Raw genomic sequence first — 15,829 nt, forward strand, 5'->3', positions numbered from 1 at the left:
GTCGGGTTGTGGTTGAGGTAGTCACGCCACAGGACTTCGGCGATGTCCGCCATGCCCATAGGGGCCCCCGGGTGGCCGGAATTTGCTTTTTGTACGGCGTCCATGCTGAGTGCGCGGATGGCGTTGGCAAGCTCTTTACGAGAGGACATGTTTTACTCCAGGTCGGATAAAAAAAGCAGTCAAGTTCCCTATTTTCTCAGACTCCACATCACAACGGCAATCCCTAATGCCAAATGAGAGCGAGTTCACCACTTATTAGCACGATTGGACGCTTTTTCGGAATAACACTATTCTCGCTCCGGCTGGCGTACACTAGGCTCTTGCGACAAGATTTCCTCCAGGCAAAATGACTCTTTTACCTTGTTACCTTCACAGGAAGATGGCGTTATGAAAATTCGTACCTCTTTGATTGCGTTGGGCATTGCCACCCTGGCAACCGGCTGTCAAAACCTGAATACCGAAACCCTGATGCAGTCCGGTGCGCAGGCGTTCCAGGCGGCGACCCTGAGCAACAACGACGTTAAGGCCCTGAGTGATAAATCCTGCACCGAGATGGACAGCAAGGCACAAATCGCGCCGGCCGACAGCACCTATGCCAAGCGCCTCAACAAAATCGCTGCGGCGCTGGGCGACAACATCAACGGCACCCCGGCCAACTACAAGGTCTACGTGACCAAAGACGTCAACGCCTGGGCGATGGCCAACGGCTGCATTCGCGTCTACAGCGGCCTGATGGACATCATGAACGACAACGAAGTGGAAGGCGTGCTGGGCCACGAAATGGGCCACGTGGCGCTGGGCCACACCCGTAAAGCGATGCAGGTGGCTTACGGCACCGTGGCGCTGCGCACCGCGGCATCCTCCGCCGGCGGCGTCATCGGCTCGCTGTCGCAGTCGCAGCTGGCGGATATCGGCGAGAAGCTGGTCAGCGCCCAGTTCTCGCAGAAGCAGGAAAGCGAAGCGGATGATTACTCGTTCGATCTGCTGAAAAAACGCGGCATCGATCCGAACGGCCTGGCCACCAGCTTCGAAAAACTGGCCCAAATGGAAGCCGGTCGTCAGAGCAGCATGTTCGACGATCACCCGTCTTCCCAAGCGCGTGCGCAGCACATTCGCGATCGCATCGCGGCAGAGAAATAACCACGAGAACGCCCGGCAACCGCCGGGCGTTTTTTTATCGTCTCAATACAGGGTTTTCTGCGGCGGCCCGGCGAAGGTCAGCGGCCCGACCTGCTTCATGTCCACCTCGACCACCGACGGCCCCGGGTAATTGATCGCCTCGGCCAGCACGCCGTTGAACTGCGACGCCGCGTCCACCTTCCAGGCTTTCAACCCCATCGCTTCGGCGATCTGGGTAAAGGCCGGCGTATGCAGCTCGTTGTAATACTGGCGCCCGGCGAAATACTTGTCCTGAATGCCACGCATTACGCCATAACCGCCATCGTTCATGATCAGCAGAGTGATGTTCACCTGTTCCTGCGCCATGGTCGCCAGCTCCCCCAGGCCCAGCGCCAAACCGCCATCGCCCACCAGCCCCACCACCTTGCGCTGCGGGTTGGCAATCGCGGTGCCGATCGCCATCGGCAGCCCCATGCCGATAGCGCCGGCCAGCGAGTGAATGTTGCACAGCGGCGAGATGGCACGGAACAGACGGCTGCCCCAGACGCTGCCGGAAACGGTGATATCGCGCACCAACAGCCCGTCCTGGGGCAGTGCGGCGTCGATGGCGTCATTGAGTTTGGCGTATTCACCGGACTGCTGGCGCAGCGCGCTCTCCGCCTGCTGCACCGCCCCCCCGATTTCGGCATCCCACTCGGCGTTGACCTTTTCGCCGGGGGCCAACCGCGCCGCCAGCGCCGCCAGCAGCGCCGCGCAGTCGCCGTTGATCTGCTCATCGGCCAGGTAGTTGCGGTTGGCCGCCGCCGGATCGATGTCAATCTGCACCAGCGGGCGCGGCAACGGCAGCGTCCAGGTACGGGTTTCATTACTGCGCAGGCGCGAACCGGCCACCAGCGTCAGATCGCACTGCGTCAGGATCGCATCGATGCTCGGTGAGTTATGGAACGCCCGCAGGCTGCGCGGATGGCTGTCCGGCAGAATGCCGCGCCCGTGGGTGCTGGAGATCACCGCCACGCCGGCGTCCGCCAGCTTGCGCACCGCGTCGCCGCAGGCCAAGGCACCGCCGCCCAACCATAACAGCGGACGCTTGGCCTGTTTCAGCCGTTGATGCATCCGTTCCACCGCCGCATCGTCCGCCTTCGGCAGCGGTGCCGGCGCCAACGGTTCGGCCAGCACCGAGCGGGACACCGGGCTGCTTTGAATATCGATCGGGATCTCGACCGCCACCGGGCCGCAGGGCACGGTTTGCGCATCCAGGATCGCTCGCTGGATCACCGCCACCGCCTGCTCCGGCGAATTGACACGGTAAGCGCGCTTGGAGCAGGCGCGCAGGAAGCCGAGCTGATCGCGGGTTTCATGAATAAAACCGGCGTCGGCGTCCAGATAGGCTTTTTCCACCTGGCCGGTGATATGCAACAGCGGCGTGTTGGCGTTGAGCGCCTCAATCATCGCCCCCACCGCGTTGCCGGCGCCGGCGCCGGTGCTGGTCAACGCCACGCCCAGGCCGGAGAAACGCCCGTGCGCGTCGGCCATGGTGACCGCGCCCGCTTCGCCGCGCGCCGGCACGAAGCGAATTTTATCGCGCTGCCCCACCGCATCGGCGATCGGCAGATTATGAATCGAAATGATGCCGTACATCGCCGACACCGCGTACTGTTCCAGAGTCCGGGCTATCGCCTCGCCAACCGTGATTTTATCGCTCATCATCTGCCTTCTTAGGGTAATCGTTATTAGGGTTATGCGTAGAGGTGTCGGCCTAGTCGCTCCAGCGGTTCACCTGATGGCTCAGCGCCAGATACACGCTTTTCTGCTGCATGTAGGCCTTGATGCCGTTCAGGCCCTTTTCGCGGCCCAACCCGCTCTCCTTGAAACCGCCGAACGGCGTGGAAATCGAGAACGTTTTGTAGGTATTGACCCAGACGGTGCCGGTTTCCAACCGCTCCGCCAGCGCCATCGCGCGAGGGAAGTCGCGGCTCCAGATGCCGGCCGCCAGGCCATACACCGAGTCGTTGGCCTGTTCGATCAGCTGTTGCTCGTCGTCGAACGGCAGCGCCACCAGCACCGGGCCGAAGATCTCTTCCTGGCACACGCGGGCGTCGTTGTTCAAGCCTTCAATAATGGTCGGCAGGTAATAGCTGCCGCGCGCCAGTTGCGGATCGGCCGGCGCTTCGCCGCCGATGACCACCCGGCCGCCCTCCTGCCGCGCCAGCGCCACGTAGTCCGCCACGCTTTGCCGATGTTTGGCGCTGATCAGCGGGCCAAGATGCACGCCCGGCACCAGCGGGTTGCCGATGCGCAGCCCCGCCGTCAGTTCGGTCAAGCGCGCCAGCAGCGGCTGATACAGCGAACGGTGTACGAACAGGCGCGAGCCGGCGATGCACGCCTGGCCGGCAGAGCTGAAAATGCCGTAGCAGATGCCGCGCGCCGCCTGTTCCAGATCGGCGTCCTCCAGCACGATGGTCGGCGATTTGCCTCCCAGCTCCAGCGAGGTGGGGATCAGCTTGTCGGCGGCGATGTGCGCCAAATGGCGCCCGGTGCTGGTCCCGCCGGTAAAGGAAATCTTCTTCACCAGCGGATGGCGCGCCAACGCCTCGCCGATCACCGAACCTTTGCCCGGCAACACGCTGAGCAGCCCGGCCGGCAGCCCCGCCTGTTCGAACAACTCGGCCAGCTTCAGCGCCATCAGCGGCGTGGCTTCGGCCGGTTTGAGCACCACCGCGTTGCCCGCCGCCAGCGCCGGCGCCACCTTCTGCATTTCGCTGGCGATCGGTGAGTTCCACGGCGTAATGGCGGCGATCACTCCCATCGGTTGATACTGGCTGAGGGTCATCACCTCGGCGCTGCGCGGGGTCGGCAGCTCGCCTTCCAACACCTCGCAGGCGGCGGCGAAATAGCGCGCGGTCGCCGCCGCGCTGGCCACCAGGCCGCGGGTTTCCGCCAGCGGTTTGCCGTTGTCGCGGGTCTGTAGCTCGGCCAGCTGTTCCTGCTGCGCCAGGATCAGGTTGCTGACGCGGTAGAGAATCGAGGCGCGTTGGTGCGGCACCAGCCCGCGCCACTCCGGCGCGCGCCAGGCGCGTTCCGCCGCTTCCACCGCCTCGTTCACGTCCTCGACGTTAGCGGCGCGCAGCCGCACGTTGACGCTGCCATCGGCCGGGAATACCGAAGCCATCTCTTCGCCACGCCCTTCACGCCAGCGCCCGGCGACAAAAATATTCAATCGTTCCATGCTCCGCTCCTGCCGTTCAGGCAATAAAACCGCCGTCCACCAGACGGCGGCAGGCTTGTACCGCGCTCAGCGCCGCCAGGGTTGATGTTTTGGGATTGCTCGCCAACGGGTTACCGCTCAGCTCAATGTGAAACTCGCCAAAGTCGCCGCACACCTGCAGGCGATGGGTATTGCGCCGGGTGGCGGGATCGACCTGCAGACGCACCCGGGTGGCGTCCATCCCCAGACCGTTGAGCGCAATAGTGGCCGCCACGTTGGCATTGGCCGGGAACAAACGCGCCGCTTCGCGCGCCGAGCCTTCAAAAAATACCTGCGCCTCGCGCACCGCATCGAGGTCGATCAGTTGCTCCGCCGGGCTGCCGCGCCAGCTGGCCGGGCTCTTGCTGGCCTGATAGGTCACGCTCTCCAACCCGCCTTCACGCGCCGACGCCAGCCCGTCCATCCCTGCCACCGCGCCGGACAGCACGATCAGTTGCCCGTGATGGCTGCGGCAAACCTGCTGCAGCCGCTGTTGCAATGCGGCGTCCGCCAGTGCGCCGGTCGAGATCACCGCCAGCGGCCAACCGCGCTGCAGCACCGCCTCGCCAAACTCCGCCACCGCCTGCTGGCTGGCGCACTCCAGCACCAAATCCGGCCGCTGCGAACACTGCTCCGGATGGGTCAGCGCCTGCACCCGCCCGCCGAAGGCCTCGGCGATCGCCGCATGATGAGCTGCGCGCGCCAGGATCCAGCCAACCTCCACGCCTTCCGGCAGACGGGCGATCACTTCCTTCGCCATTGCGCCGTAGCCAATCATCATGATCTTCTTCATCTTTCTCGGCCCCTGCTACACATGGCGGTTAAAGCCGCCGGAAACGTCCAGCGCCGCGCCGGTGGTAAAGGAAGCCAGCGGCGAAGCGAGGAACAACAGCGCCTGCGCCGGCTCCTGCGGCTTGCCGAGGCGTTTCATCGGGATGCCGCGGCGTTCGGCGATCGCCGCCGTCCACTGCTCCCAGCTTTGATCTTTATCGCTGCGATCGTCGAAACGGCGGCGCCACTGGCCCGACTCCACCATCCCCAGCAAGATCGAGTTAACGCGAATGCCTTTGCCCACCAGCTCTTTCGACAGCGTCAGCGTCATGTTGAGCAGCGCGGCACGCGCCGCCGAGGTGGCGATCATGTGTTCTTCCGGCTGCAGCGCCAGCAGCGAGTTGACGCAGGTGATAGACGCGATCGCCGATCGTTCCAGCGCCGGTAAGAACGCCTGCACCGGGTTGATCACGCCGAACAGCTTCAGCTCGGCCTCATGCAGCCAGGCCTCGCGCGGCGTCTGGTCAAAGTGGGCGACGAAGCCCTGACCGGCGTTGTTGATCAGCAGATCCACGCCGCCGAAACGCGCCGTCACCTGAGCGGCGAACTGCGCCACCTGCTGCGCATCCAGCACGTCGCAGCGCAGCGCCAGGATCTCCGCCTGCGGGAAGTCCGCGCGCAGGCTGGCCTCCGCGCCGGCCAGTTTGTCCGGATCGCGGCCGCAGAACGCCACCTTCGCCCCTTCGGCCAGCAGCAGCTTCAGGGTTTCTAAACCGATGCCCGACGAGCCGCCGGTCACCACCGCCACCCGATCCTCAAGCTGAAAATTCATCGTTGGATTGCTCCCGTAAAGTCCCGCAGATAGCGGTTGAAACACGCCGGCGCATCGAGGTAGCTGGCATGACCGGCGGCGGCGATCAGACGCAGCGCCGCGTCCTGTTCACCCGCCAGCTCGGCCGCCTTCTCCGGTGGCGTAATGCGATCCTGTTCGCCGCACCACACTTCCAGCGGCCCGCGATAGCGCGCCAGATAGCGGCCGATATCATCGTTGGCCAGCATCCAGGCGGCACTCAGAAAACCGTCGGGATCGAGCTGCTGCATGCCGTTGCGCACCCAGGCGATATCCTGCGGATCCGCCCCTTCACGCAGCAAGGCCGCCGCCCGCTGCTCGCCGTAGCCCACCGGCCCCAGCGTCTCCATCATCTGCTGGCGCTGGCCGTACACCTGCCGACGCTTTTCCTCCGGCGCCGTAGCATAGCCCTGCGCCGGATCCGCCAACACCAGCCCGCACAGCCCATCCGGATAGCCGGCGGCATAGGCGCTGCCGATCAGCGCCCCCAGCGAATGGCCGACGATCAGCGGCTGCACCAGCTGCAGCTCATCAATCAGCGCCGCCAACGCCGCCGCATAACCGGCGGCATCGGCCTGCGGATCCGCCAACGGCAGGCTGCCGCCGTAGCCCGGCGCATCCCATGCCACCAGACGGTGGCCGTCCGTCAGGCCGTTATCGTTGAACTGTTTGATCCACGAGGCGGATCCGGAGCTGATGCCATGCAGCAACACCACCGGCCGCCCCTGCCCGGCCTCGCGCCAGCTCAGGGTGTACGCCCCGCAGCGCGCCCGTTGGCGTTGCGCCAGGCCGTTCATCAGTTGCGCTTCACTTTGGACAGCGGGTGATCCGCCGGATAGGTCGGGATCTCCGGCTTGGCGGTGCCGAGCATCACGCACATCAGCGCCTCTTCCTCGCCGTGGTTGAACAGGCCGCGATACACCCCCGCCGGCACCGAGATCAGATCGCGCTCTTTCAGCCTGGTTTCGTAATACTCTTCGCCATCCTGAATCATCAGCGTGATGCTGCCTTTCAGCATGAAAAACACTTCTTCCACGTCGTCGTGCAGGTGCAGCGGGCCCTCGCACTTCGACGGCAGCACCATGGTGGAGAAGGTGAAGTTGCCTGCCGGAATGGTGTTGGCATCGCTGGCCACGCCGGTGGCGCCGGTGCCGATGTAGCGCATCTGCGCACGGCGGTATTTCGGGTCGAAGTCGGCCTGGAATTTCAGCGCGTTCCAGTCATATTTGCGGCCCTCGAAACGGGCGATGCGCGACTCCACCCAGTTTTCCATCGACAGATCCTGCGGCTTGACGCCGGCTTTGTTCTCAACCTGAGACATGTTGTCACTCCTCTGTTGAATCGATTGATTAATCAGTACTTTCTCAGCAACGGCAGCAGAATGAGGCAGCCGACGAAAGCCATCACCACCAGGAACAGCAGGCCGTTATCCATATTGCCGGTGGCGGCGATCAGCGCCCCCATCAGCACCGGCGCCAGCGCACCGGCAAAATTACCCAACCCGTTGAAGATGCCGCCGGCGGTGGCGCTCACCTTGCTGCTGGTGGCCTTCGCCAACAGCGCGAAAATATTCGGCGCGCCGGCGCCCCACATAAAGGTGCTGAAGGCCATGGCGGCGATCACGCTGTAGGTACCCTGCAGGTGCAGCACCACCGCCAGACCGAGGCCGGCGCCGCACAGCGACAGGAAGCAGGCCAACGCGCGGCGATCCAGCTTGTCCGACAGCCAGGCGCCCAGCACTTCGCCGAGCAGCATGGCGATGAACGGCAGCGAAGAGAGGTAACCGGCATGTTCCAGATGAATGCCTTTGCCCTTGATCAGATAGCTCGGCAGCCAGCCGTTCATGCCCCACAGATAGGTCAGGAAGGCGATGTTGAACAGGCAGATCATCCAGAAATGCGGGCTGCGCAACAGCTCGCGGCGGTGCTGTTTGCGTTCGGACACCGCCGGTTTGGCCGCCGCCGCCGGACGCGAGACGTTCAGATGACGCATGCCGAACAGCACCAGCAACATCACCGGCAGCGTCAGAAACGCCATAAAGAAGAAGGTGGCCTGCCAGTCGAAGGTATTGAGGATGTACAGGGTGACCGGGAAGCCGAGCGCGGCCCCCAGCGGCGTGCCGAGCAACCACAGCATGGTGGCGCGCGCCTGCAGCTGCGGCGGGAAGGCCTGACGAATAATGGCGTAGGCCATCGGCAGCAGCGGCCCTTCGGCGATGCCGAGCAGGATGCGCAGCGTCATCATGGCGTGATAGGAACGCACCAGCCCCATCAACACCATCAGCACGCCCCACACCACCATCATGCCAATCAATACCTTGACCGGATTAAGCCGATCGCCGATGCCGCTGAGCAGCATGGAGGAAATGCCGTAGGAGAACAGAAACGCGCTCATCAGCAAGCCCAGCCGCGCCGGGTCAAAACCGATGCCCAACGCCTGCTGAAACTCGGCGTCGGAAAACAGCGCCGCGATGCTGATCTTGTCGAAAAACGCCAGCAGCACGCAGGCAAACAGCGCGATCGGCACCGACCAGCGCACCCGCTGCTGCGGATTTTCGGCAACGGTTTCCCCCGCCCGTCCAGCGCGGGCGTCAATGTCTTGCGTAGTCATAAAACGCTCCCGAGGTTCGGGCGTTATTTCAACGCCATCAAAGAAAACTCCGCATCCGCCAGTTGCTGCGGATCCAGCACCCGGCCACTCGCCAACCAACGCTTGCCGAGCTTGATGGTGCGCGCGTCGTTGAACGCCACCATCTGCACCAGCTGCCGATCGGCGTTCAGCGTGAAGAACACCTGCGACTGCGGCGTGCGGCGCACCACATGGTGCACACCGCCGCTCGGCACGCCGAGGATCTGGATATTGACGTCATATTGATCCGACCACAGCCAGGCCACGTCGTCATACGGGGCGGCGAAGGCGTCGAGCATCGCGCAGGCGGTGCTGATGGCCTGATTTTGCGCGTAGGCCCAGGACTGCAGGCACAGGCCAAGCGTCGGGTGACGCGCCACATCGCCCGCGGCGAAGATCGCCGGATGGCTGGTGCGCCCCTGGCCGTCGACCACAATGCCGGACTCGATCGCCAGCCCGGCGCTGCGCGCCAGTTCGAGATTCAGCTCGACGCCGATCCCCACCACTACCAGATCGAAGGCTTGCGGATCGCTGGCTTCACTGCCGATCCAGGCAGCGCCGTCGCGATCTTCCAGCGAGATCTCACCGCAGCCGCACAGCACCGTGACGCCCTGCCGACGATGCAGTTCGAGCAACGCCTGTGAGACATCGGCGCCGACGCTGCGCATGCACAGCGCTGGCTGGCGTTCAAACACCGTCACCTCGGCGCCGAGACGCCGCGCGGAAGCGGCGATCTCCAGCCCGATCCAACCACCGCCGACGATAGCCAGGCGACGGCAGCCCTGCAGCCCCTGCCGCAACCGGGCCGCATCGTCCCAGGAACGCAGCGTCATCACGCGCGGGTGCTGCACCCAGGCAGCGCTCGGCAAACGCGGCCGCCCGCCGGTGGCGATCAGCAACTGCTCGAACTGCAGCCGCTGCCCGTCGCTGAGCGTAACGATTTGCTGTTCAGCGTCGATGGATTCGGCGCGCAGCGGGCGGCGCCAGTCGATATTCAGCTCCGCCACCGTCTGTTCGCTGAACAGCCGGCTGAGGGGCGCCGCGGCATCCAGCAGCGCCGCTTTCGACAGCGGTGGCCGCTCGTAAAAATCGTAGGGTTCGTCGCTGACAACCGTCAGCCGGCCGCTGTAACCCCGGTCGCGCAGCGTCTTGGCCGCCCAACCGCCGGCCTGGCCGCCGCCGACGATGACGATGCCCATCTGCTCCGGCCGGCTCATAACGCCTCCGCCTTTTTATGCTGGCGGCGCGTGTCGTGATCGATGCCGCCCTCTACCGCCCATTCGGTGAAGGAGACCAGCGAATGTTCCAGCTCGCGCGGCTGCCAGTTTTCCGTCAGATAATCGTCGTTGGTGTAGTACTCGAACGCGCCGCCGGTCGGGCTGTTGACGTACCAGAAATAGGCCGAGGAGATCGGGTGACGGCCGGGGCCGATAAAGGTGCTCCACTGCTCTTTGTTCATGGCAATGCCGCCGCCGATCACTTCGTGGATATCGCGCACGGTGAACGCCACGTGGTTCAGGCCGCGTGGGCGGTTCGGCAGCTTCAGCAGGAACAGGTTATGGTGGCCGCCGCGCGCCTGGGTGCGCAGGAAGACGGCGCGATCGATATAGCGATCGGAAACCTGGAAATCCAACAGCTCGCGGTAGAAACGCTCGGTCGCCGCCAGATCTTCAACGAAGAACACCACGTGGCCAATGTTGATCGGCTGCGCCTGCGAATAGACCGGGCTGGGTTGATCGATGCGGCGCACGTCGCCCCATTGGTTGATCGGCGTGACCGGCACCTCGACCGCCTGCTGGCGGCTGACGACGAAGCGCAGCGTCATGCCGTTGGGATCGAGGCACTCCAGCTCTTCTCCCACCTGGCGGAAGCCGGGCATCAGCGCCAAACGCGGCTGCAGGCGCGCCAGATCGGCGGGCGAGGCCACGCCCCAGGTCATGCGGCGGAGGGTGGAACCGCCTTCAAACGCCGCAGGCAGCGCCGCGCTTTGCCGCGGATGCAGGACAACCCGCGCCCCACTCAGGGTAGTGAATTCGCGCTGCGCTTCGCCCCAATGTTGCGTGGCGGGCTGCAGGCCGAAGTCTTGCATGAATTTTTCGCAGGTTGGCAGATCTTCGACGCCAAATTCCAGTTTTTCGATTCCGATTACGCTCATTGTTCAGCCTCACGTTCTCGCTGCATACGGTTTTCAGGCATGAGTGAACCCCGGCCCCTGTTTGCTACGGGCCTTATCCCTGCCTGAGTAAAAGAGTCGGTCCTGTCGGTTAGCCGACGTTGGCCTGCGGCGGCGCGCCGAGGAAGCCGGAAATTTTCTCCGCCGCGTCGCGCACTTCCATGCGCAGCCGCTCGCGATCCGCTTTCGGGATCTCATCGGACGGCACCATAATGCTGACCACCGCCTCGACCCGCTGCTCGCGGTTGAAGATCGGGTAGACGATCGAGGAGATGCCGTGGCGGAAGAACGATTCGCCGATCACATAGCCGCGCGCCTTGTCTTGCTGCACCATCTGCCACAGCGTTTCGCGATCCGCCGGGGTGCCCGGCGCATTGCCCGGCAGCTGCGCGTCCGGATACAGTTGTTCGAACTCGCTGCGAGTCGCGCTGGTCAACAACATGCGGCCGAGCGAGGTTTGGTGCACCGGCAAGCGGGTGCCGACGCTGACCTGATTGATCTGCGAACCGGCGGCGCTGACGCGGGCGATATAGATCACGTCACGCCCGTCGCGGATCGCCAAATGGCTGCTGCACTGGCTGCGATCGCGCAGCTGCTCGATCACCGGCTGGCCGGCCTGCGCCACGTCCAGCGACGCGATATATTCGAAGCCGAGGCGCAGCACCTTGATGCCGAGCGCAAAGGTGTTGGTGCGCGGATTGCGCTCCAGAAAGCCTAGGTGTTCGAGCGTCTGCACCACGCGATAAGCGGTGGCCTTCGGCATATCGACCAGGCGATGCAACTCGGCGAAGGTCATCTCCTTATGCTGCTCGCCAAACGCCAGCAGCAACTGCAACCCGCGATCCAGCCCCGGGATCAGATATTTACATGCTTGCTCGTCCGCCATCTCTCGCTCCTGCGCTGTGCGCCTGCCCTGCGGGCCGTCAGTTGAATACGAAGCCGCCGTTGACCGGCAGCAGTTGACCGGTGACGAAATCCGCCAGCGGCGACAGCAGATAAAGCACCGTACCGTTCACATCGTCCGGGTGCTGCGCCCCGGCCAACGCGCGCCCCTGCTCGTACAGCTGGTGGCGCTCGGCGGGGACATACTCGGTAGCTTCCACCCGCGTCAGGCCCGGCGCGATGGCGTTGACGCATATCCCCTGCGGACCCAGCTCACGCGCCATCGATCTGGTCATCGCGATCAGCGCGCCTTTACTGGCAACATAGGCCATCAGGCGCGGCGCGCCCCACAGCGCGGTGTCCGACGCCACATTGACGATCTTGGCGTGCGGGTTGCGCGCCAGCAGCGGCACCGCCGCCTGGCTCACCAGCCAGGTGCCGCGCACGTTGACCTGCATCACCCGATCCCACAGTTCGATATCGTATTCCATCATGGTTTTGCCGCCGACGCCGGTCGCCAGCGCCGCGTTGTTCACCAGGCCGTCGATCCCGCCGCCGGCAGCGATCTTCTCGAATGCCGAACGGATCGAATCCGGTGACGCCAGATCGATCGTCTGCGTTTCCACCTGAGCGCCCTGCTCGCGCAGCGCGGCGCCGCTCGCCGCCAGCTCATCCGCCAAAATGTCGCACATCACCACCTGCGCGCCGGCAGCGGCGATGGCGGCGGCGAAGCTGTAGCCCAGGCCGCGCGCCGCGCCGGTGACCACGATGCGTTTACCGTTCAGCAGGCCGTTCACTGCGCCGCCTCCCGCTCACGCAGCGTCGCCAGCTGTTTTTGCGCCTCTTTCTGCATCAGGCGGCGCAGGCGAGAAAGACCGACGTCGTGCTGGTACAGATATTCGCGGCCGCGGGCGTTAGGCGCCATGTTCTCAAGCACGATGCGATCCTGCTCGAGCACGTCCCAATGCAACGATTCCAGGCGGTTGCGGTACATGAAGCGCCACATGTCGCGCTGCCAGTCTTTGACCTTACGGATGCGCCAGAAGAATACCCGGCAGTGATCCTTGTCCTCCGGCACCACCATGCCGATGATCCAGAAGTGACCGCCCGGCCCGAAGCGCTTCTTGTACGGGATCGACAGGCGCATCCAATACGCGCCGCTGTTGCCGAATTCCACCCAGTCGAAGTTGACGCCGATCTGGCCGTTTTTCTTGAAGATGAAGCCGCTGTCGGTCGGCTCCAGCGCCATGTCCGCCTTGCGATCACCTTCCGCCATCGAGTGTGAAGAGGAGTGCAGGTAGGTGCCGTGCATCGGATCCATCACGTTTTCCAGGGCGTACTGGTAGTTGCAGTTCCAGCTGGCGGTGCACAGAAAATGACTGTACGACGCTTCGTCCGCCAGCTCTTGCGGGAAAGTCAGCTCCGCCGGCGCTTCATCCGCCGTCACGCCGAAATAGAGGAACACCGCGCCATAGGCTTCTTTGGCCGGGTAAGATCGCAGGCATTTTTGCCCCACCAGCGGGCAGCGATCCACCGCCGGCACGTCTTTCACCGTCCCGTCGCCGCCGACTTCCACCCCGTGATACCAACAGGCGATGCGATCGCCGAGGTTCCACCCCATGGAAAGCCGCGCGCCACGATGCGGGCAGCGGTCTTCCAGCGCGTGGATCTGGCCTTCAGCGTCGCGCCACACCACGATTTGCTGCTCCAGGCGGGTGATGCCGACCGGGTTGTTGCCCACTTCCCAGCTGGCCAGCACCGGATACCACATGCCGCGCAGCCCCTGGTCAAGATAGTCCTGCAAGCTCTGTTCGGAGGATGTTGTGTTTGCTGTCATTGTCTTCTCCCGGGTGTCGCTCAGAAACCGTTAACGTGAAGGAATTCGCGGAACGTCGCCTCATTCCACGGCTGGCCGCTACGATCGAACAGACGACGCTGATTCAACGCGCTGACGATCTGCTCCAGCTCTTCCGCCCCCTGATCGAAGATCGTTTCCAGCGCCGCCACCAGGGCGGTTTCGAAGCCGTCCGGCACCCGGGCGCGGTTTTGCCAGATGACATTGCGGAACTGGCCCGGCTGATGGATTTGACCGTTGCCGCCTTCGCGGGCCGGCGTCACCTGTTGGGTGTCCGGCAGCCAGGGATTGAAATCGGTGATGTGCTGCATGATTACTCCTCCGCGATAAAGGTGATCTGGATTTGGTTGTCGACCACCCGGGTGGGATAGGTTTGCAGATCGCGGCCGCCCGGCTCGCGCAGGCACTGGCCGGTACGCACGTCAAACAGCGCTTCGTGCAGCGGGCACTCAACCTTGCCGTCGTCTACAAACCCCTGGCTGAGCAAGGCATAAGCATGCGGGCAGACGTCTTCCAGCGCGTAGTAGTTACCGTCGAGCAGGTACACCCCGATCTCCTTTCCTTCCACTTTGCCGGAGAAAGGAAAATCTTCTTTCACCTGAGACACTTCGCACACATTCTTCCAGCTCATTGCTTTTATCCTCTATCTGATTGTTTCATATATGAAACTCAGTTTCTTATTTAATACAGCCACTATAAGTCTGGCGAAACTTTCGTCAAGCGAGCGGAACGGCAAATGTTAATGAAAGGTTGTTTAAAAATGACAAATGCGGGAAAGATCACGAAATCATGCACCGATATGAAAAACCTATGTCAGTTGTGCGCTCCCTCGCTAATTTATGGCAAAAAATGCGTTGATCCCGGCGGCGTATTGCGCGTAAAAGTGTTTTCTCTCTGTCTTTTACACCCTATTTGATAACAATAAATTTACATCAATCAGCCCCATCCCCGCGTTTGCGCCAAATGGCATCCTCGGGTGAGTTTACTGCTGCCTGAATTCGTCAACCGCTCGCACTGAGGAACGCGCCGTGCAACAACGTCAACGCTGGTTTGGGGTGATCGCCCTGCTGTTTCTGATCGTTATCGCCTATGCGGATCGAGTTAATATCGCCGTGATGTTGGTCAATCCCGACTTCCTGCAACACTTTCAACTCGGCGGTGACCGCGCTCACCAGGGCACGCTGATGACGGTGTTTTTACTCGGTTACGGCCTGTCCGCCATGTTGCTCACACCGTTTCTGGAAACGCTGATGGGTTACCGCCGCGCGCTGACGCTGAGCGTGGTGCTGTGGGCGATGCTCACCGCCGCCTCGCCGCTGGCGGGATCGCTGCTGTTGCTGTGCGTGGTGCGCGCGCTGCTTGGCGTCAGCGAAGGGCCGCTGTTCTCGCTGAAAACCATGTACATCAGCGATCATTTCGCCGCCGACGAGCGTGGCAAGCCCAACGCGGTCAGCGCGCTGGGCGTCTCGTTGGGGCTGGTGCTCGGCTTTCCGCTGGTGAGTTTTCTGATGGCGCATTTCGGCTGGGCGATGTCGTTTCACCTGCTGGCGCTGCTCAACCTGCTGCTGGGCCTGGCGCTGGTGCGGTTGTTCGTTCATCCGCTCGCCTTATCTTCATCTTCACGCCCTGCCGATCCGCAACCGGTGCTAAGCCGCGTCTGGCACACCTTTGCGCTGGCCTGGCGCACGCCGATGCTCGGCTGGATCCTGCTGATCGAGATCGCCACGCTCAGTTACCTGTGGGGCTCCAGCGCCTGGCTGCCGGCTTACCTGACCGATGAAAAGGGGTTCTCCATCAAGCAAATGGGCTGGATGGCCGCGCTGCCTTTCATCGTCAGTATCGCCTCCAAATACCTCGGCGGCGCGTTGCTCGATCGCATCCGTCCTTATCAGGCGCCGCTGATCTTCGTCTTTGGCGGCGCGGCGACCGCACTGTGCATCTATGGCGTAATGAACAGCCATCAGCTTGGCTGGATCGCCTTCTTCCTGCTGGCGGCCAACGCCTGTTGGGGCGCGCAGGGCGCGGCAATCCCCACGCTGCTGCAGCATTATGCGCGGCCGGAGGCGGTCGGCAGCGCCTATGGGCTGATTAACGGTATCGGCAATCTGTTCTCGGCGTTCGTGCCGATGGCGATGGGCATGGTGATGGCCAGCCAGGGCAAGGTGTCCTCGGGCTTTGCGGTGCTGATTGCCTCACAGCTGCTGACGCTGCTGGCGGGCGGCGCGCTGTTTAGCCGTATGTTGCTGGCGCGGCAGGTGAAGCGGGCATAAACCCGTTTCTCTCTCCTCTGTGGCGAGAAACCGAATG

General features: G+C 63.4%; 17 protein-coding genes. 2 read left to right on the plus strand and 15 right to left on the minus strand.

Annotated elements, in window-relative coordinates; genetic code table 11:
* On the minus strand, positions 1–149 hold a 149-nt coding region (locus ACJ8PN_RS13335; protein ID WP_197665176.1), incomplete at its 3' end, for a hypothetical protein.
* 238 nt (positions 150–387) lie between these two features.
* On the opposite strand from ACJ8PN_RS13335, the gene ACJ8PN_RS13340 reads away from it, so the two are divergent.
* Positions 388–1,140, plus strand: coding sequence for a M48 family metallopeptidase (locus ACJ8PN_RS13340; RefSeq protein WP_351108386.1), 753 nt, complete (start codon positions 388–390; stop codon positions 1,138–1,140).
* A gap of 42 nt (positions 1,141–1,182) precedes the next feature.
* On the opposite strand, the gene ACJ8PN_RS13345 is transcribed toward ACJ8PN_RS13340, so the two are convergent.
* The 14 genes from ACJ8PN_RS13345 to ACJ8PN_RS13410 form a co-directional block, all read right to left on the minus strand.
* Positions 1,183–2,823, minus strand: a complete 1,641-nt coding sequence (locus ACJ8PN_RS13345) for a thiamine pyrophosphate-binding protein (protein WP_442535040.1) — start codon at positions 2,821–2,823, stop codon at positions 1,183–1,185.
* Positions 2,824–2,875: 52 nt separating this feature from the next.
* The gene (locus ACJ8PN_RS13350; RefSeq protein ID WP_442535003.1) at positions 2,876–4,345 is read right to left on the minus strand and encodes an aldehyde dehydrogenase; all 1,470 of its coding nucleotides are present in this window, start codon (positions 4,343–4,345) and stop codon (positions 2,876–2,878) included.
* Between the two features lie 16 nt (positions 4,346–4,361).
* Positions 4,362–5,156, minus strand: a complete 795-nt coding sequence (locus tag ACJ8PN_RS13355; RefSeq protein ID WP_004937643.1) for an aspartate dehydrogenase — start codon at positions 5,154–5,156, stop codon at positions 4,362–4,364.
* Positions 5,157–5,171: 15 nt separating this feature from the next.
* Complete coding sequence (locus ACJ8PN_RS13360; RefSeq protein ID WP_351108377.1) at positions 5,172–5,966, minus strand: SDR family oxidoreductase; 795 nt, start codon at positions 5,964–5,966, stop codon at positions 5,172–5,174.
* Entirely contained in the window at positions 5,963–6,781 is an 819-nt protein-coding gene (locus tag ACJ8PN_RS13365) for an alpha/beta fold hydrolase (RefSeq protein ID WP_351108374.1), read from the minus strand. Before ACJ8PN_RS13365 ends, ACJ8PN_RS13360 begins: the two co-directional genes overlap by 4 nt.
* Positions 6,781–7,305: a cupin domain-containing protein gene (locus ACJ8PN_RS13370; RefSeq protein WP_004937634.1), complete on the minus strand. Its 525-nt coding sequence runs from the start codon at positions 7,303–7,305 to the stop codon at positions 6,781–6,783. Before ACJ8PN_RS13370 ends, ACJ8PN_RS13365 begins: the two co-directional genes overlap by 1 nt.
* 32 nt (positions 7,306–7,337) lie before the next feature.
* Complete coding sequence (locus tag ACJ8PN_RS13375) at positions 7,338–8,594, minus strand: MFS transporter (RefSeq protein WP_016930045.1); 1,257 nt, start codon at positions 8,592–8,594, stop codon at positions 7,338–7,340.
* A 23-nt stretch (positions 8,595–8,617) separates the two neighbouring features.
* Positions 8,618–9,829: an NAD(P)/FAD-dependent oxidoreductase gene (locus ACJ8PN_RS13380; RefSeq protein ID WP_171454725.1), complete on the minus strand. Its 1,212-nt coding sequence runs from the start codon at positions 9,827–9,829 to the stop codon at positions 8,618–8,620.
* Positions 9,826–10,767, minus strand: a complete 942-nt coding sequence (locus ACJ8PN_RS13385) for a VOC family protein (protein WP_171454726.1) — start codon at positions 10,765–10,767, stop codon at positions 9,826–9,828. The genes ACJ8PN_RS13380 and ACJ8PN_RS13385 overlap by 4 nt, the downstream gene beginning before the upstream one ends.
* Positions 10,768–10,876: 109 nt before the next feature.
* The gene (locus ACJ8PN_RS13390) at positions 10,877–11,671 is read right to left on the minus strand and encodes an IclR family transcriptional regulator (RefSeq protein WP_004937625.1); all 795 of its coding nucleotides are present in this window, start codon (positions 11,669–11,671) and stop codon (positions 10,877–10,879) included.
* Between the two features lie 37 nt (positions 11,672–11,708).
* Positions 11,709–12,464, minus strand: coding sequence for an SDR family oxidoreductase (locus tag ACJ8PN_RS13395; RefSeq protein WP_015379012.1), 756 nt, complete (start codon positions 12,462–12,464; stop codon positions 11,709–11,711).
* Positions 12,461–13,504 (minus strand): aromatic ring-hydroxylating oxygenase subunit alpha, encoded by a 1,044-nt coding sequence (locus ACJ8PN_RS13400; RefSeq protein WP_033632121.1) that lies wholly within the window; start codon positions 13,502–13,504, stop codon positions 12,461–12,463. Before ACJ8PN_RS13400 ends, ACJ8PN_RS13395 begins: the two co-directional genes overlap by 4 nt.
* A 20-nt stretch (positions 13,505–13,524) precedes the next feature.
* Positions 13,525–13,833, minus strand: a complete 309-nt coding sequence (locus tag ACJ8PN_RS13405) for a recombinase-like helix-turn-helix domain-containing protein (RefSeq protein ID WP_004937617.1) — start codon at positions 13,831–13,833, stop codon at positions 13,525–13,527.
* A gap of 2 nt (positions 13,834–13,835) precedes the next feature.
* Positions 13,836–14,153: a non-heme iron oxygenase ferredoxin subunit gene (locus ACJ8PN_RS13410; protein ID WP_004937614.1), complete on the minus strand. Its 318-nt coding sequence runs from the start codon at positions 14,151–14,153 to the stop codon at positions 13,836–13,838.
* Between the two features lie 397 nt (positions 14,154–14,550).
* Here ACJ8PN_RS13410 and ACJ8PN_RS13415 point away from each other — a divergent pair, with 397 nt between their 5' ends.
* Positions 14,551–15,792 carry an MFS transporter gene (locus tag ACJ8PN_RS13415; protein ID WP_351108368.1) on the plus strand — a complete coding sequence of 414 codons (1,242 nt, stop codon included), beginning with the start codon at positions 14,551–14,553 and terminating at the stop codon, positions 15,790–15,792.
* Positions 15,793–15,829 lie beyond the last annotated feature (37 nt).

It is taken from the genome of Serratia sp. CY76391 (genome assembly GCF_052166695.1).
In the GTDB taxonomy this organism is placed as follows: Bacteria; Pseudomonadota; Gammaproteobacteria; order Enterobacterales; family Enterobacteriaceae; genus Serratia; species Serratia nematodiphila.

Excerpts from the sequence above, each read along its gene's own strand:
- ACJ8PN_RS13355 (WP_004937643.1), bottom strand. The coding sequence starts at position 5,156 with ATGAAGAAGATCATGATGATTGGCTACGGCGCAATGGCGAAGGAAGTG.
- ACJ8PN_RS13365 (WP_351108374.1), bottom strand. The coding sequence starts at position 6,781 with ATGAACGGCCTGGCGCAACGCCAACGGGCGCGCTGCGGGGCGTACACC.
- ACJ8PN_RS13385 (WP_171454726.1), bottom strand. The coding sequence starts at position 10,767 with ATGAGCGTAATCGGAATCGAAAAACTGGAATTTGGCGTCGAAGATCTG.
- ACJ8PN_RS13345 (WP_442535040.1), bottom strand. The coding sequence starts at position 2,823 with ATGAGCGATAAAATCACGGTTGGCGAGGCGATAGCCCGGACTCTGGAA.
- ACJ8PN_RS13380 (WP_171454725.1), bottom strand. The coding sequence starts at position 9,829 with ATGAGCCGGCCGGAGCAGATGGGCATCGTCATCGTCGGCGGCGGCCAG.
- ACJ8PN_RS13410 (WP_004937614.1), bottom strand. The coding sequence starts at position 14,153 with ATGAGCTGGAAGAATGTGTGCGAAGTGTCTCAGGTGAAAGAAGATTTT.
- ACJ8PN_RS13370 (WP_004937634.1), bottom strand. The coding sequence starts at position 7,305 with ATGTCTCAGGTTGAGAACAAAGCCGGCGTCAAGCCGCAGGATCTGTCG.
- ACJ8PN_RS13375 (WP_016930045.1), bottom strand. The coding sequence starts at position 8,594 with ATGACTACGCAAGACATTGACGCCCGCGCTGGACGGGCGGGGGAAACC.
- ACJ8PN_RS13390 (WP_004937625.1), bottom strand. The coding sequence starts at position 11,671 with ATGGCGGACGAGCAAGCATGTAAATATCTGATCCCGGGGCTGGATCGC.
- ACJ8PN_RS13360 (WP_351108377.1), bottom strand. The coding sequence starts at position 5,966 with ATGAATTTTCAGCTTGAGGATCGGGTGGCGGTGGTGACCGGCGGCTCG.
- ACJ8PN_RS13340 (WP_351108386.1), top strand. The coding sequence starts at position 388 with ATGAAAATTCGTACCTCTTTGATTGCGTTGGGCATTGCCACCCTGGCA.
- ACJ8PN_RS13400 (WP_033632121.1), bottom strand. The coding sequence starts at position 13,504 with ATGACAGCAAACACAACATCCTCCGAACAGAGCTTGCAGGACTATCTT.
- ACJ8PN_RS13405 (WP_004937617.1), bottom strand. The coding sequence starts at position 13,833 with ATGCAGCACATCACCGATTTCAATCCCTGGCTGCCGGACACCCAACAG.
- ACJ8PN_RS13350 (WP_442535003.1), bottom strand. The coding sequence starts at position 4,345 with ATGGAACGATTGAATATTTTTGTCGCCGGGCGCTGGCGTGAAGGGCGT.